A 15,417-nucleotide genomic window follows, 5' to 3' on the forward strand; every position below is an offset into this window, starting at 1 on the left:
ATGGGCAACCCGTTCGACGACGAAACCGCTCAGTTCTACGTGCTGATCAACGAGGAGGGCGAGCATTCGCTATGGCCGACGTTCGCGGCCGTTCCCGGTGGCTGGACCATCGCCTACGGTGCCGCGACCCGGGCGGCCTGCCTGCAGTATGTCGAATCGCATTGGCTGGACATGCGGCCGAATTCCCTGGTGGCGACATCGATCACCGAACGGTGAGCCGGATCAGCCGATCGGGGCCAGCGGCGGCGGTTGCCAGCGGCCGTCGGCCGCCGCCGGTCCCGGTGCGTAGAGCCGCATCGTCAGGGTGACCGCACCGGCCGCCGGGATCGGCAGCCAGTTCTGCGGTGCGAACCGCGGGCCGGGATCGTCGTACTGGACGGCGATCTCGGCACTGCCGTCGGCGGCTGCGGCCACCGGAACGACATGGCCGACGGTCCGGACACCGGCCGGATGGGCGATCAACCGTCCCTCCGCGGTGTAGGCGGTGAGCGACCAGAGCGCGGCGGGTGGCAGTTCGCCGGCGGCGAACCGCAGCCGGTACCGGTCGGCTCGCCCGGTTCCGGGAACGGTGGTGGTCGCAGCCAGCAGGTCGCGTTCCGGTGGTGCGCCGAGCGCATGCGCCGCGAAATATGCCCGGCGCAGGTAGTCGGTCCCGTAGTGGCCCACCTGGTACCGGATCCGCCAGCCGTTGCCGGAACGCTGCGCCGGATCCGAATACTCGTCGATGAGCCGGTTGGCCTGTTCGGCCGCGGATGCCAGCGTGGACATCCGGCCGGTGTCGATCCGCAGTCCCGGGCCGATGCCGAGCCGGGCGAAGCGCTGCACCGCCGGAACGTCGCGGGGCAGTGGGGGATCGCCCGACATCAGCAGATTGACCCGGTCGAAATAGGTCCGGGCGTCCATCGCCCGCACCTGCTGGTCCGGTGGTGCCGTCGAGCGGTCGATCGCCTTGCGCCGCCCGGCGGTACCCGACCGATCGCCGCGCTGCCAGGCGCTCCACGGCACCAGGGCGATGCCGTCCTGGAACCTGCGGACCGCGGCGACATCGTCCGGGCCGTCGACCTGGATGTGCATCAGCAGCCAGGCCGATGCCGTGGGCATGCTCAGCTGCGTGAACCCGGTCGGTGCGGGCCCGGTCCGTTCCGGGCCGGTGAGCAGGTACGTGTACGGCGGCCCCTCGGCGCCCGCGACCACGCGCGGCTCCCGGGATCCGGGGTCGTGCACGGTGTTGGACCAGGCATCGATGAGCTGGAGCAGCCAGTACCGGTCCGGGTCGGTCGTCGGCGGGATTCTCAGCACCAGTGGCTCCGGCCCCAGGTCCAGCCACGACTGGGTGTAGAGCACGTCCCGGCTGAGCGGGACGGCCCCGCGGTCGTCCGGCTCCGCGAGTTCACTGTGATCGAGGGTGTTCACCGGGGCGCTCATCGAGCGCAAGGTGTCCATCGTGACCATCGGGTAGCCGAAGAGGTAGGCGTCGACGGCCGTGCCGAGCGGGTCGAATTCACCGGTCGGCCGACCGGCGCCGGACGGGTCGTCGATGCGGGAACAGGCGGTCATCGCGGTGCCGAGAGCCGCTGCGGCACCGGTGGCCAGGATCCGGCGCCGCGTCCAGGGCCGATCGGGCGGGATATCGGTGGTCATCGCCGGATCGCGTCCAGCAGGACGCTGCGCAGCACCGCGGCCACTCGCTCCCGGCCGGCCACCGGGTCGTCGCCGTAGGCCTGGCCGAATTCGATCACCATCGCGAATGCGGCATGCACCAGGAAGCGGGCCTCGGCCGCGGTGAGCTCCGGGCGGACCGCGCAGACCAGCCGGGCCCATTCCTGCACGCTGAGCCGTTGAATATTGCGCAGCACGGCACGTTCGGGGGCCGGTACGTGGCCGAACTCGGCGAAGTACACGAAGATGAGCGCCCGCTCGGTACGTGCATCGGCAACGAACCGATCGATCAGCAGCATCAGAGCGTGTGCACTGTCCTCGGCGGCCGCCACTGCGGGGCCGATCGCGCCCGAGACCCGCTCGGCGGCGCGCCGGAACGCCGCCGCCAGCAGATCGGATTTGCCGCGATAGAACCGATACACCGCAGATGCGGCGGAAAGCCCTGCTGCGGCGGCGATCTCCTCGACACAGACATTCGGGTAGCCGCGTTCGTGGAACAGTTCGACGGCCCGGCGCAACAGCAGTTCGTGTTTGAAGGAATCCGGAACCTCCGCCGGCGTCGCCGGTTCGGCGGCCGGCGCGGCGGCGGGCAGATCGGTGCCGGCGGCGGCCAGCCCGGCCGTGGTCAGCAGGGCGGTGACCGTACGAGCGGGCAGTGCGGCGTGGTGGTCGGCGAGGCTGAGGACCACACCCAGCTGTGCGGTGGCGAGCAACCGCAGATCGGCTGCGGGCAGTCCCGGGCGGCGACCGGTGAGCCGCGTTGCGAGCGCATCCAGCACCCGGGATCGGTATCCGCACAGCGCGGCCCGGTCGGCGCGGGTCAGATAGCGTCCCTCCCAGCGGATCAGCGCCACCGAAGCCCGGTTGTCCAGGGTCACGGCGACCAGTGCCGACATGACCTCCGCGAGATCGTCGCCGGCGTTTTCGGCCGCCTCGGCGAGCAGTCGTCCGACCCGCAGCACCTCTTCCGCGAACAGGGCGTATTTGCTCGGGTAGTGCCGATACAGTGCGGCCGAACTGATCCCGAGTGCGGCTGCGATGTCCTCCATGCTGACGCCGTGGTAGCCGGCCGCACCGAAGGCCGATGCCGAGATCGCCGCGATCTGTGCGCGCCGGTTCTTCGGCCGGCGTCTGACCCGCGGCGCCGACCCGTCGGGAACTGCAGCACGCTTGGTCCGAGTATCGTCGCCGACAGTCATGCAGACAGGGTATCGGTGCTCATTTCGGTGATCGGGGTCACGGTGTCGGTGTGTTGGTGAGGTCGGCGCCGAGGGCGTCCAGGGTCATTCGATGCAGAACCGGGCGGGCCTTGCCGACCGTCGCGGACGGTGCGCTGTGCGGGGTGGAGTTCATCAGCCCGAATGCGGCATGGGCCTGGATGCGGGCGGTGTCCTCGCCGAGTCCGGGGTCCAGTTCCCGGAGTACGTTCACCCAGACCTCCACGTACTGGCGCTGGGTGCGGCGCAGCCGGCGGCGTTCGGCGGCGGGCACATTGTCGAGGTCGCGATCCTGGATGCGGATGAGTTCGGGCTCGCCCAGGGCGAAGTCGAGATGGAAGTCGATCAGGGCGGCCAGGGCGTGGGCCGGGTCGGGGGCCGCCGCGGCGACGGCGCGGCCACCGTCCAGCAGTCGCTGGCTGACACCGACGAGCAGCTCCACCAGCAGGGCTTCCTTGTTCGGGAAGTGTCGGTACACGGCCGGACCGCTGATCCCGACGGCGGCGCCGAGGTCGTCCAGGCGCACCCCGAAGAAGCCGCGGTCGGCGATGAGTTTCGCCCCTTCGGCGAGGAGCTGGGCGCGGCGCTGCGCCTTGAGCTGCTCCCGGCGGGTGGGTGCGGCTGCTGCGGCATCCGGCACGTGGATTTCCTCCCGGGTCTGGACAAGTTGGTTAGTCAAGATTAACCTGAATTTCAGTTATCGGCGATTAACTCAAATGGCAGGATGGTGACATGTCCGCACCTGGCGAGAACCGGGCCGCGCACCGAGCACTCCTCGACGACCTGCACGACCGGATGGCCACCGCAGCGCTCGGCGGCCCCGCCCGCTCCCGGGAACGGCATATCGCGCGTGGCAAGCTGCTGCCCCGCGAACGGATCGACGAACTGCTCGATCCCGGCAGCCCGTTCCTGGAGATCGCCCCGTTGGCGGCGAACGGAATGTACGACGACGAATGCCCCGGCGCGGGTGTCATCGCCGGTATCGGCCGGGTCGCCGGTCGGGAATGCCTGGTGCTGGCCAACGACCCGACCGTCAAGGGCGGCACCTACTACCCGATGACGGTCAAGAAGCATCTGCGCGCCCAGGAGATCGCCGCGCAGAACCGGTTGCCGTGCATCTACCTGGTGGAATCCGGTGGCGGCTTCCTGCCCCGGCAGGACGAGGTGTTCCCGGACCGGGAGCATTTCGGCCGGATCTTCTACAACCAGGCGAATATGAGTGCCCAGGGCATCGCGCAGATCGCCGCCGTCCTCGGCTCCTGCACCGCCGGTGGCGCCTACGTGCCGGCGATGGCCGACGAAGCGGTCATCGTCCGTGACCAGGGCACCATCTTCCTGGGCGGCCCGCCGTTGGTCAAGGCGGCCACCGGGGAGGAGGTCACCGCTGAGGAGCTCGGAGGCGGCGCGCTGCATTCGCGTACCTCCGGGGTCACCGACCACCTCGCCGAGGACGATCGGGACGCGCTGCGGATCGTGCGCAATATCGTCGCCACGCTGGGGCCCAGTCCGGCGGCGCCGTGGCAGGTACTGCCCGCCGCGGAACCGGCGAAGCCGATCGACGAGCTGTACGACGTGGTGCCGGTGGATCTGCGGACGCCTTATGACGTGCACGAAGTCATCGACCGGATCGTCGACGGTCGAACCGTCTCAACCGGCACCGACGGTCGAACCGTCTCAACCGGCACCGACGGTGGAACGGGGTTCCAGGAGTTCAAGGCCGAGTACGGCAAGACCCTGGTCACCGGCTTCGCCCGGATCCACGGTCACCCGGTCGGCATCGTCGCCAACAACGGTGTGCTGTTCAGCGAATCCGCCATGAAGGGAGCCCATTTCATCGAGCTGTGCGACAAGCGCAAGATCCCGCTGCTGTTCCTGCAGAACATCACCGGGTTCATGGTCGGCCGGGACTACGAGGCGGGCGGTATCGCCAAGCACGGTGCCAAGATGGTCACCGCCGTCGCCTGCGCCCGGGTGCCGAAGCTGACCGTGGTGATCGGCGGATCCTACGGTGCGGGTAACTATTCGATGTGCGGGCGCGCGTATTCGCCCCGCTTCCTGTGGATGTGGCCGAATGCGCGCATCTCGGTGATGGGTGGCGAACAGGCCGCATCGGTGCTGGCCACGGTGCGCGGCGAACAGCTCGAGGGTAAGGGGGAGCCCTGGTCGGAAGCCGAGCAGGAGGAGTTCAAGGCGCCCATCCGGGAGCAGTACGAGACACAGGGCCACCCGTACTACGCGACCGCACGGCTCTGGGACGACGGCATCATCGCCCCGGATCGAACCCGGACCGTGCTCGGCCTGGCCCTGTCGGTGTGCGCACAGGCGCCACTGGAACCTGTCTCCTACGGCGTATTCCGGATGTGATTGCGATGCTGACCGATAACCGTCCCGTCTCCTTCGATACGGTGCTGGTCGCCAACCGTGGCGAGATCGCCGTCCGGGTCATCCGGACCCTGCGGGCCCTGGGCATCCGCTCGGTCGCCGTGTACAGCGACGCCGACCGCGACGCCCGGCATGTGCGGGAAGCCGACACCGCGGTGCGGCTGGGGCCGGCACCGGCCCGGGAGAGCTACCTCGATATCGGCAAGGTGGTCGACGCCGCGCTGCGCACCGGTGCGCAGGCGGTGCACCCCGGCTACGGATTCCTTTCCGAGAACCCGGCCTTCGCGGCCGCGCTGGCGGAAGCGGGTGTCGTCTTCCTCGGTCCGCCGGTCGGCGCGATCGAGGTGATGGGTGACAAGATCGCCGCCAAGAAGGCGGTCACTGCCTTCGGTGTTCCGGTGGTGCCCGGTATCGCCGAACCGGGGCTCACCGATGCGCAGTTGATCGAGGCCGCGGCCGAGGTCGGCTACCCGGTGCTGATCAAACCGTCCGCGGGTGGCGGGGGTAAGGGCATGCGCCGGGTGGTGGACCCGGCCGAACTGCCCGATGCCCTGGTCAGCGCCCGGCGCGAGGCCGCCGCGGCCTTCGGCGACGACACGCTCTTCCTGGAACGTTTCGTCGACCGGCCGCGGCATATCGAGGTGCAGATCCTGGCGGACACCGCCGGGAACGTGGTGCATCTCGGGGAACGCGAGTGCAGCCTGCAGCGCCGGCATCAGAAGGTGATCGAGGAGGCGCCGTCGCCGCTGCTGGACGCCGAGACCCGGGCCCGGATCGGTGCGGCGGCCTGCAATACGGCACGCAGCGTCGACTACGTCGGCGCCGGAACCGTCGAGTTCATCGTCTCCGCGGATCGGCCGGACGAGTTCTTCTTCATGGAGATGAACACCCGGCTGCAGGTGGAGCATCCGGTGACCGAGCTGGTCACCGGCGTCGACCTGGTGGAATGTCAGGTGCGGATCGCCGCCGGTCAGCATATTTCGGCCGCGCAGGACGAGATCGGGCTCACCGGCCATGCCGTCGAGGCCCGGGTGTACGCCGAGGACCCGGGCCGCGGTTTCCTGCCGACCGGCGGCCGGGTGCTGCAACTGCACGAACCGGCCGGCCCGGGTGTGCGGGTCGACTCCGGCCTGGCGGTCGGCAGCACGGTCGGCAGCGACTACGACCCGATGCTGTCGAAGGTGATCGCCGCCGGGCGCACCCGCGCGGACGCACTCGCCGGGCTGGACCGGGCGCTGGCCGAGACCGTCGTCCTCGGTGTCACCACCAATATCGAGTTCCTGCGGTTCCTGATCGCCGATCCGGAGGTGCAGGCCGGCCGGCTGGACACCGCGCTACTGGACCGGCGGGTCGCCGATTTCGAGCCCGCCGGTGCGGGTGACGCCGATTTCGTGGCAGCCGCCGCCCACCACTGGCTGCGCGGCTGGTCCGCCGCAGGAGCCGACCCGTGGTCGGTGCCGAACGGCTGGCGCCTCGGCGCACCCGCCGCCACCGTGCAGCGGCTGGCCGCCGGAACGGATACCCGGCACGTCTACCTGACCGGAACCCCGGACGCCGGCACGGTACGGCTCGACGACGGCGAACCGGTTTCGCTGACCGCCGAACGCGAACCCGATGGGCTCGCCGTCGCCATCGACGGGGTGCGGTTGCGGTACCGGGCCGCCGAATACGACGGCCAGCTGTGGCTGGCAGGTCCGGCCGGGGTCGCGGTACTGCGTGAACTCGTCGAACCGAGCGTGCGCGATGCCGATGAACACCGCGGCGACGCCGAGATCTGCAGTCCGGTGCCGGGATCGGTGATCGCGCTGCCGGTCGGCTCCGGCAGCGAGGTGGCCGCTGGGGATCCGGTGGTGGTCGTCGAAGCGATGAAGATGGAGCACACCCTGACCGCCCCGGTCGCCGGCACCCTCGAGGTGCTGGTGCAGGCGGGTGCGCAGGTGGCCCTGGACCAGCCGCTGGTGCGCATCGCGGCGGCCGACCTCGCAGGCGGCGAAACCGACTCCCGAGCAACCGATCCGGAAGGAACCCCAGCATGATCGAGTATCTGTCCACCGGGTCGCTGCCCGACGAATATCGGGAGCTGGCGCTCACCGTGCGCGACTTCGCGCAGCAGGTGGTCGCCCCGGTGGCGGCGAAACACGATGCCGAGCACAGCTTCCCGTACGAGGTCGTGGCCGGGATGGCCGAGATGGGGTTGTTCGGCCTGCCCTTCCCCGAGGAGTACGGCGGGATGGGCGGCGACTATTTCGCGCTCTGCCTGGCCCTGGAGGAGCTCGGCAAGGTCGACCAGAGCGTCGCGATCACCCTGGAAGGCGGCGTGTCACTGGGGGCCATGCCGGTGTTCCGGTTCGGCACCGAGGACCAGAAGCAGCACTGGCTGCCGCAGCTGACCAGCGGCCGCGCCCTGGCGGCGTTCGGGCTCACCGAACCCGGCGCCGGGTCCGATGCCGGCGGCACCCGCACCACCGCCGTGCTGGACAACGGTGAGTGGGTGATCAACGGCAGCAAGCAGTTCATCACCAATTCCGGCACCGACATCACCCGGCTGGTCACCGTGACCGCGGTGACCGGGCAGACCGGCGGGAAGAAGGAGATCTCCACCATCCTGGTCCCGGCCGACACCCCCGGATTCGTGGCCGAACCCGCCTACAACAAGGTCGGCTGGAACGCCTCCGACACCCATCCGCTCAGCTTCACCGATGTGCGGGTGCCGGAAGGCAATCTGCTGGGTGAACGTGGCCGCGGCTACGCCAACTTCCTGCGCATTCTCGACGAGGGCCGGATCGCGATCGCGGCCCTGGCCGTCGGCGCCGCCCAGGGCTGCGTCGACGAGAGCGTGCGCTATTCCAAGGAGCGGGAGGCGTTCGGCCGCCCGATCGGCGCCAACCAGGCGATCGCGTTCAAGATCGCGCGGATGGAGGCCCGCGCCCACACCGCGCGCACCGCCTACTACGACGCCGCGGCGCTGATGCTGGCCGGGAAGCCGTTCAAGAAGGAGGCCGCCATTGCCAAAATGGTCGCGAGCGAGGCCGCGATGGACAACGCCCGCGATGCGACCCAGGTGTTCGGCGGATACGGGTATATGAACGAATACCCGGTGGCCAGGCACTACCGTGACAGCAAGATCCTGGAAGTCGGCGAGGGCACGACGGAGGTACAGCTGATGCTGATCGGCCGGGAGCTGGGGCTGTGAGCGGGGGCGCATCGCGCCGGGTGGTGCAGCGGGGTCTGTGGTTCGAGGAGTTCGAACTCGGCACCGTCTACGAGCACCGTCCCGGCCGGACCGTCACCGAAGCCGACAATGTCCTGTTCACCACGCTGACCATGAACACCCAGGCGCTGCATCTGGACGCCGCCTTCGCCGATGCGCAACCGCCGTTCGAACAGCGTCTGGTCAATTCGATGTTCACGCTGTCCACCCTGGTCGGGTTGTCGGTCGCCCAGCTCACCCAGGGCACCCTGGTGGCGAATCTGGGCTTCTCCGATATCACCCTGCCGAACCCGATGTTCCACGGTGACACGCTCTATGCGGAAACCCTGATCACCGACAAGCGCGAGTCGAAGTCACGGCCGGGGGAGGGCATCGTCGGGTTCGCGCACACCGGGCGCAATCAACGCGGCGAGATCGTGGTGACGGCAGGCCGGACCGCACTGGTCCGGAAACGCCCGGCGGGTGATGCATGATGTGGCAGCCCCCCGGCCCGGCATGGCTGTTCTGCCCGGCGGACCGGCCGGAACGCTTCGGGAAGGCCGCCGCCGCGGCGGATGTGGTGATCCTCGACCTCGAGGACGGGGTGGCCGCGGCCGACAAGCCCGCCGCCCGGACCGCGCTGGCCGAAACCCTGCTCGACCCGGAGACCACGGTGGTGCGGGTCAACCCGGCCGGCACCGCCGACCACGCCGCGGACCTGGCTGCCCTGGCGGCCACCCCGTACCGGCGGGTGATGCTGCCGAAATGTGAATCCCCGGAGCAGGTGACCGGACTGACCGGCTACCAGGTGATCGTGCTGATCGAATCGCCGCTGGGCGCGCTGCGGGTGGCCGAATCAGTGGCCGCCGGCAATGCCGTCGGCGTGATGTGGGGCGCCGAAGATCTGGTCGCCGGCCTGGGCGGCGCCGCCAGCCGGCACGCCGACGGCGGCTATCGCGACGTCGCCCGGCACGTCCGGTCCACCAGCCTGCTGGCGGCGAAGGCGTACGGCCGGTTCGCCCTGGACTCGGTGTACCTGGACATCCGGGATCTGGAGGGCCTCGCCGTGGAGACCCTGGACGCGGTCGCCGTCGGTTTCGACGCGAAGGTCGCGATCCACCCGTCCCAGGTCCCGGTGATCCGGGAGGGGTTCGCACCGGCGCCCGAGGACATCGCCTGGGCACAGCGATTGCTCGCCGAGGTCCCGAATCATCGCGGGGTGTTCACCTTCGAGGGCGGCATGGTCGACGCCCCCGTCATCCGGCATGCCGAACAGATCGTGCGGCGAGCCGATCCGCTGCGCGCCCCTTCCCATGAGTCAGGACACCGTGCCGGGTAGTGCGCCCGGAGTACCAGTAGGAGGAGAGCCGGTGCAAGCACAGTGGGTGCCGACCGAGCAGGGCATCGCCCGGGCGGCGATCACCGATTTCGCGCGGTTCGCCGGGGCGCGCACCGGCGCCGAATACCACGATTACCAGGCATTGTGGCGGTGGTCGGTGGCGGATCCGGCCGAGTTCTGGCGGTCGGTATGGGACTACTTCGAGCTCGGTGAGATCGCCGGGGACGTCCTGGGCAGCCGGGAGATGCCCGGAGCGCAATGGTTCCCCGGTACCCGGGTGAACTACGTGGACCGGATCGTGGCGCAGGCCCGCACCGATCGGCCCGCGATCCTCGCCGTGCACGAGGATGCGGAGCCGGAGCCGATCTCCTGGACACAATTACTGGCCGACGTGGCCGCCTTCGCCGAAACACTGCGGGAACTCGGTGTCGGCGCCGGTGACCGGGTGATCGGGTATCTACCGAACATTCCCGAGGCGGTGGTCGCGTTCCTGGCGACCGCGAGCCTCGGCGCGGTGTGGAGTGCCTGCGGCCAGGACTATTCGCCGAAGGCGGCGCTGGATCGGCTGGGGCAGCTGGGACCGACCGTGCTGGTGACGGCCGACGGGTACCGGTTCGGCGGGAAGGCCCACGACAAGCGGGCCGATATCGCCGCGCTCCAGGACGGGTTGCCCGGGTTGCGGGCGACCGTCGCCGTTTCCCGGCTCGGCCACCAGGTCGCCGAGGCGATGCCGTGGCAGCAGGCCGTGTCCCGGGTCGCGGACCTGTCCCCGCAGGCGGTGGCCTTCGACCATCCGCTGTGGATCGTTTTCTCCTCCGGCACCACCGGCCTGCCGAAAGGCATCGTGCACGGGCACGGCGGGGTGCTGCTCGAACACCTCAAGGCGATCTCGCTGCAGTCCGACATCGGTCGCGCGGACACCTTCTTCTGGTACACCAGCCCCAGCTGGATGATGTGGAACTTCCAGGTCGCCGGGTTGCTGGCCGGGGCCACCATCGTCACCTACGACGGCAGCCCCACCTATCCGGCCCCGGATGCCCTGTGGCGCATCGCCGCCGACACCGGCAGCACCGTCTTCGGCACCAGCCCCGGCTACGTGCTGGCCTGCATCAAGGCCGGTGCGGTGCCGCGCGCCGAGCACGACCTGTCCGCATTGCGCACCGTCGGCATCACCGGGTCGGCGCTGCCGGTCAGCAGCGCCGAATGGCTGTCCGAGAACGCCGGCGAACGGGTGCAGGTGAACTCGATCAGCGGCGGCACCGATGTGGTGTCCGCGTTCATCGGTGGTGCGCCGACCGTCCCGGTGTGGCCGGGCGAGCTGTCCGCCCCGTACCTGGGCGTCGCCCTGGACGCGTTCGACGAGAACGGCGAACCGGTGCGCGGCGAAGTCGGCGAGCTGGTGGTGACCGCGCCGATGCCGTCGATGCCGGTGTCCTTCTGGCGCGATCCGGACGGGAAGCGGTACCACGACGCCTATTTCGACATGTTCCCGGGCGTATGGCGGCACGGGGACTGGATCACCATCACCGAACGCGGCAGCATCGTCGTGCACGGCCGCTCCGATTCCACCCTGAACCGGCACGGCATCCGGATGGGCAGCGCCGATATCTACCAGGTCGTCGAACAGCTCCCGGAGATCGCCGAGGCCCTGGTGATCGGCGCCGAACAACCCGACGGCGGCTACTGGATGCCCCTGTTCGTGGTGCTCGCCCCCGGCGCCGACCTCACCGACGACCTGAAGACCCGCATCGCGACCGCCGTCCGCACCGAAGTCTCCCCCCGGCACGTCCCCGACGAGATCCTCGCCGCCCCCGCCATCCCGCACACCCGCACCGGCAAGAAACTCGAGGTCCCGATCAAGAAACTCTTCCAAGGCGCCGACCCGGCCCGCGTCGTCGAACGCAGCGCAGTCGACGACCCGGACCTGCTCGACTGGTACGCGAAGGTGCAGCCGAAGCGGTAGGCGGGATCGCCGTGCGCGTTCTCGATCCCGATGTCGGATGTGCGGGCTATTCTCAGGTTCCGGTCGGGGGAAGGACCAATCGTGAGTTCACAGGGCCGCACGATCATGACAGTGCTGTGGACGCTGGTCGGAGTCTGGTCGGCTCTCGTCGTCTCGGTGATGATCTCGGTCGCTTTCGACGAAGAGCTCACGTCTGGTGAATCTACGGTGGATACCGTGGTCGGGACGACGGCCGCCACAGTAATCGCCATCGTGCCTCCGGCGGCGCTGGTCCTTTTGGTGCGCAAGGTATTACTACGTCGGAGCACCGATGAGGCGCCTGCAGTACTCGGGAACGCCGGCAGGTACCGCGCCGGGCAATCACAGGTCGGTGAGATGCCGCCGCGGCTGCAGGATTCCTGGCATCGGCTCCTGGGGGCGTGGGAGGTGCTCGACGAGCTGCGGGCAGACCATTGGGTGGCCGAAGCCGATATCCGCGGTCTGGAACAGTCGATTGCTCGGCTGCATGGCCTCGCGGTGGTCGACGGCCGGACAGACCGTCTGGGCGGGCGGCAGTCGATCGAAGTGGAACAGCAGATCCACCGCCTCGCCGCCCTGATGATCGGCCTGGCCGATGAAGTGGTGGAGCACCGGGCCGTTGTGGAACCCAGGGACCCCGTACCGACCAGATTGGCCGCCGCCGCACAGCGCCTGGCAACCGACCGGATTGCCTACCGCGAACTGATGGAACTCGGTAGCGGCCGAGTCACCTTCTGACCCTTCGCAGCGCGGGTCTCCGGCAGCACACGGGCCAGGGCACTGTTCGCGACAGGCGATCCCTACGCCCTCGACATGCCTTTCGCGTGGAGGTCCTCGGCGGTACCACCCTGGAGGAGGTCCGGGGCGATCATTCGGGGTCCCCGAAGACGTCTTCGATCCTGGAGGCCTCGGCCGCGCGGGCGGTCCATCGGTCCAGTTCGTCCGGGTCGTGGCAAGTGTTGATCCGGTCCGCTGCTTCGGGTGGTGTATCGACCTTTCGGGCGCGGAGGACGAGTTGGAGGGTATGGATCCGGGACCGGAGCCGTTCCTGTGCTTCGCCCTCGGCTCGCGCCTTCGCCCGCAGCGCCTCGGCGGTGTCGCCACGCAGGTCGTCGATGTTGATGTTCATATAGTTACTCCAGATCTCCTTGCCTCGGGTGCGGGTGAGGCCTTGGTCGACGAGGTCGATGTAGAGCTGGGCTGCCTCTCGGTCCGGGGTGCGCAGCATTGCCTCGGACACGGCCTTCAGTATGGCACCGATATCGGGTTCGTCGGCGTGCGTAATCGCTGACAGGGCGGCCAGTGGGAGGTCGTTCAGCGCGGTGTCGACGTCGATGACCGCGGGGACGTTGTGCGGTCCGAGGACCAGCGGGCAGACGACCAGACTCGACCAGGCCGGGTGGCCGAGGTGCAGCGGACCGGTCGCCCACTCGGCCGTTCGCTGTTCCTGGCAGACGACCACGAGCACGGTGGGGAGCCGGTACTTGTTGAGCAGGAATGCGAGGTAGTACGACCAGGCGGCCGGTTTCGACGGTACTTTGCGGCGCTGCGCTTCGATGACGACCAGGAACGGCCCGTCGACGGATTCGACCCGCAGGATCGTGTCGGCATAGCGCTCGACGGGCTTCGTCTCGGTCAGGTCGACCGACAGCAGCGTCACCGCGGTCGGATCCGGAAACGGCATGCCGAGGATCCGGAACATCCGGGAGAACGCGGCCGGATCCTCGCGGAAAATCCAGTGCATTGCCTCGTGGTTGGCGGTCACCATGCCGCCAAGCTACGCCGAGTCGAACTTACGTTCGAAATTCTGCGCAATTCGCCGCAATTCCGCATGTCGGGCGGGGTCGGCGTCGGCTCGACATGCGACCGGAAGTTCGGCGGCGGTGCCGGTGGTGCGGCATAGGCTGAGGTACATGGCATCTCTTACTGACCCTCGGGTGCAGGAGTTCCTGGCGCACGGCACCCGGACCGGCAAGGTGGCGTTCACGGCGGCCGACGGGCGCCCGCTGGTCACGCCGATCTGGTTCGTGGTCGACGGCGACGAGCTGGTTTTCAACACCGGTAAGGACACCGCCAAGGGGCGGGCCTTCGCCCGCGATCCGCGGGTGACGCTGTGCGTCGACCTGGAGGAGCCGCCGTACGCCCTGGTGCAGGTGCAGGGCACGGTGACCCTTTCGGAGGACCCCGCGGAACTGCTGCGCACCGCCACCACCATCGCGGCCCGCTACATGGGTGCGGACCGTGCGGAGGAGTTCGGCAAGCGCAATGCCGTGCCGGGCGAGCTGGTGGTCCGGCTGCGGCCGACCAAGGTGATCGCCTACTTCGATATGACCGGGTAGGGGCGCCCCCTAGACTGCCGGGCATGACAGTGCACTTCATCGGGGCGGGACCGGGGGCGGCGGACCTGCTGACGATGCGGGCGGTGCAGCTGCTGCGGAACAGTCCGGTCTGTCTGTACGCCGGCACCTATCTGGACCCGGAGGTGCTGGCGCACTGCGCGCCGGACGCGGAGCTGGTCGACACCCAGGGCATGAACCTGGATGAGATCGTCGACCGGCTGCGCCGGGCGCATGCCGCTGGACACGATGTGGCCCGGCTCTGTTCCGGTGACCCCTCCGTGTACTCGGCACTCACCGAGCAGGCCCACCGCCTGGACGAACACGGCATCCCCTGGGATGTCACCCCGGGGGTCCCGGCCTATGCCGCCGCGGCAGCCGCGCTCGGGACCGAACTGACCGTCCCGGAGGTCGCCCAGTCGGTGGTGCTCACCCGGGCCCAGGCCCGCTCGACCGTCATGCCGCCGGGGGAGACCCTGGACAATTTCGCCGCCACCGGCGCCACCCTGGTGCTGCACCTGGCGATCACCCGCATCGCGGACCTGGCCGAGCAGCTGATCCCGCGTTACGGCGCGCACTGTCCGGCTGCGGTGGTCTACCGGGCGAGCCAACCGGACGAGCTGATCCTGCGCGGAACGCTGGCCGACCTCCCGGAACAGGTGGCAGCTGCCGGACTCCGCCAAGCCGCCGTCATCCTGGTGGGACCGGCACTCGGCCGGGCGACGAGCTGTGTCCAATCGCACCTCTACCACCCGGACCGCATCCGCGCCTGATCGCCGGTGCGCCACGGCGGGGGACCTCGTCCCGGCCATCCGCGGACGCGGGTACTCGGGCGGACACGACCGTCTGCTATTTCCTATATGTCCGGTTCGCTGCGGCGTCACTCCGTTCGATGCCGAGTCGCGACGGGTGCGCCTCCGGAGTGTGTGTGTCACGGGTCTCACCAGCCGCCACGGCGCGGGCCCAGGGGCGACGTGTGGGGAAGGCGACAGTGTGTGCAGATGCCATCCGTCCTGCTACCTGTATCTATGCGATACATCTATGGCGGAGGTTGGTTGCTCACCGTACGCAACGGTAGATTGGTGCGATGGTTTGTCATGAGGGCTCGGGTCGAGCCGGCGCGATGCGGACGGGCGCGGTCGCTCGGATGTAACGAACAGGGCCTGGCCGGCAGATAGTGCCAATGGACTTTTTTGCCTGATTGATTGTTGTGAAGTGAGCTCGGCGCAGGCGCCACACCGTCTCGGTGGGAGCGCCCGCGTCCGGGTGTCGTCGGGGAGCGCTCGCGTGGTGTTCCGGAAGCGAGGTTACGG

The 15,417-nt window shown here is 69.3% G+C and carries 14 protein-coding genes; 10 read left to right on the top strand and 4 right to left on the bottom strand.

The window, feature by feature from the left end:
* On the top strand, window positions 1-216 hold the full coding sequence (locus AC1HFH_RS04685; RefSeq protein WP_480246199.1) for an MbtH family protein: 216 nt from the start codon (window positions 1-3) through the stop codon (window positions 214-216).
* Between the two features lie 6 nt (window positions 217-222).
* Here AC1HFH_RS04685 and AC1HFH_RS04690 read toward each other — a convergent pair whose 3' ends face one another.
* The 3 genes from AC1HFH_RS04690 to AC1HFH_RS04700 are packed head-to-tail and all read right to left on the bottom strand — an operon-like array spanning window position 223 to window position 3,516.
* Window positions 223-1,641, bottom strand: coding sequence for a DUF1254 domain-containing protein (locus AC1HFH_RS04690; protein ID WP_480246200.1), 1,419 nt, complete (start codon window positions 1,639-1,641; stop codon window positions 223-225).
* On the bottom strand, window positions 1,638-2,858 hold the full coding sequence (locus tag AC1HFH_RS04695) for a TetR/AcrR family transcriptional regulator (protein WP_480246201.1): 1,221 nt from the start codon (window positions 2,856-2,858) through the stop codon (window positions 1,638-1,640). Before AC1HFH_RS04695 ends, AC1HFH_RS04690 begins: the two co-directional genes overlap by 4 nt.
* 37 nt (window positions 2,859-2,895) lie before the next feature.
* Complete coding sequence (locus tag AC1HFH_RS04700) at window positions 2,896-3,516, bottom strand: SACE_7040 family transcriptional regulator (RefSeq protein ID WP_480247708.1); 621 nt, start codon at window positions 3,514-3,516, stop codon at window positions 2,896-2,898.
* Between the two features lie 92 nt (window positions 3,517-3,608).
* Here AC1HFH_RS04700 and AC1HFH_RS04705 point away from each other — a divergent pair, with 92 nt between their 5' ends.
* The 7 genes from AC1HFH_RS04705 (at window position 3,609) to AC1HFH_RS04735 (ending at window position 12,506) form a co-directional block, all read left to right on the top strand.
* Entirely contained in the window at window positions 3,609-5,240 is a 1,632-nt protein-coding gene (locus AC1HFH_RS04705; RefSeq protein WP_480246202.1) for a carboxyl transferase domain-containing protein, read from the top strand.
* A 5-nt stretch (window positions 5,241-5,245) separates the two neighbouring features.
* The gene (locus tag AC1HFH_RS04710; RefSeq protein WP_480246203.1) at window positions 5,246-7,294 is read left to right on the top strand and encodes an acetyl/propionyl/methylcrotonyl-CoA carboxylase subunit alpha; all 2,049 of its coding nucleotides are present in this window, start codon (window positions 5,246-5,248) and stop codon (window positions 7,292-7,294) included.
* The gene (locus tag AC1HFH_RS04715; RefSeq protein ID WP_480246204.1) at window positions 7,291-8,451 is read left to right on the top strand and encodes an acyl-CoA dehydrogenase family protein; all 1,161 of its coding nucleotides are present in this window, start codon (window positions 7,291-7,293) and stop codon (window positions 8,449-8,451) included. The genes AC1HFH_RS04710 and AC1HFH_RS04715 overlap by 4 nt, the downstream gene beginning before the upstream one ends.
* The gene (locus AC1HFH_RS04720) at window positions 8,448-8,942 is read left to right on the top strand and encodes a MaoC family dehydratase (RefSeq protein WP_480246205.1); all 495 of its coding nucleotides are present in this window, start codon (window positions 8,448-8,450) and stop codon (window positions 8,940-8,942) included. The genes AC1HFH_RS04715 and AC1HFH_RS04720 overlap by 4 nt, the downstream gene beginning before the upstream one ends.
* Window positions 8,939-9,787, top strand: coding sequence for an HpcH/HpaI aldolase/citrate lyase family protein (locus AC1HFH_RS04725; RefSeq protein WP_480246206.1), 849 nt, complete (start codon window positions 8,939-8,941; stop codon window positions 9,785-9,787). Before AC1HFH_RS04720 ends, AC1HFH_RS04725 begins: the two co-directional genes overlap by 4 nt.
* Window positions 9,788-9,818: 31 nt before the next feature.
* Window positions 9,819-11,750 (top strand): acetoacetate--CoA ligase, encoded by a 1,932-nt coding sequence (locus AC1HFH_RS04730; RefSeq protein WP_480246207.1) that lies wholly within the window; start codon window positions 9,819-9,821, stop codon window positions 11,748-11,750.
* Window positions 11,751-11,831: 81 nt separating this feature from the next.
* Window positions 11,832-12,506, top strand: coding sequence for a hypothetical protein (locus tag AC1HFH_RS04735; RefSeq protein ID WP_480246208.1), 675 nt, complete (start codon window positions 11,832-11,834; stop codon window positions 12,504-12,506).
* Between the two features lie 130 nt (window positions 12,507-12,636).
* Here the strand turns inward: AC1HFH_RS04735 and AC1HFH_RS04740 are convergent, their stop codons facing one another.
* A complete protein-coding gene (locus AC1HFH_RS04740; RefSeq protein WP_480246209.1) occupies window positions 12,637-13,536 on the bottom strand; it encodes a hypothetical protein in 900 nt (299 codons plus the stop codon).
* A gap of 145 nt (window positions 13,537-13,681) precedes the next feature.
* Here AC1HFH_RS04740 and AC1HFH_RS04745 point away from each other — a divergent pair, with 145 nt between their 5' ends.
* Both AC1HFH_RS04745 and cobM read left to right on the top strand, forming a co-directional pair.
* Complete coding sequence (locus tag AC1HFH_RS04745) at window positions 13,682-14,107, top strand: PPOX class F420-dependent oxidoreductase (RefSeq protein WP_480246210.1); 426 nt, start codon at window positions 13,682-13,684, stop codon at window positions 14,105-14,107.
* A 23-nt stretch (window positions 14,108-14,130) separates the two neighbouring features.
* Entirely contained in the window at window positions 14,131-14,877 is a 747-nt protein-coding gene (gene cobM, locus AC1HFH_RS04750) for a precorrin-4 C(11)-methyltransferase (protein WP_480246211.1), read from the top strand.
* The last annotated feature ends 540 nt before the right edge of the window (window positions 14,878-15,417 follow it).

It is taken from the genome of Nocardia sp. KT25-26 (assembly GCF_056627695.1).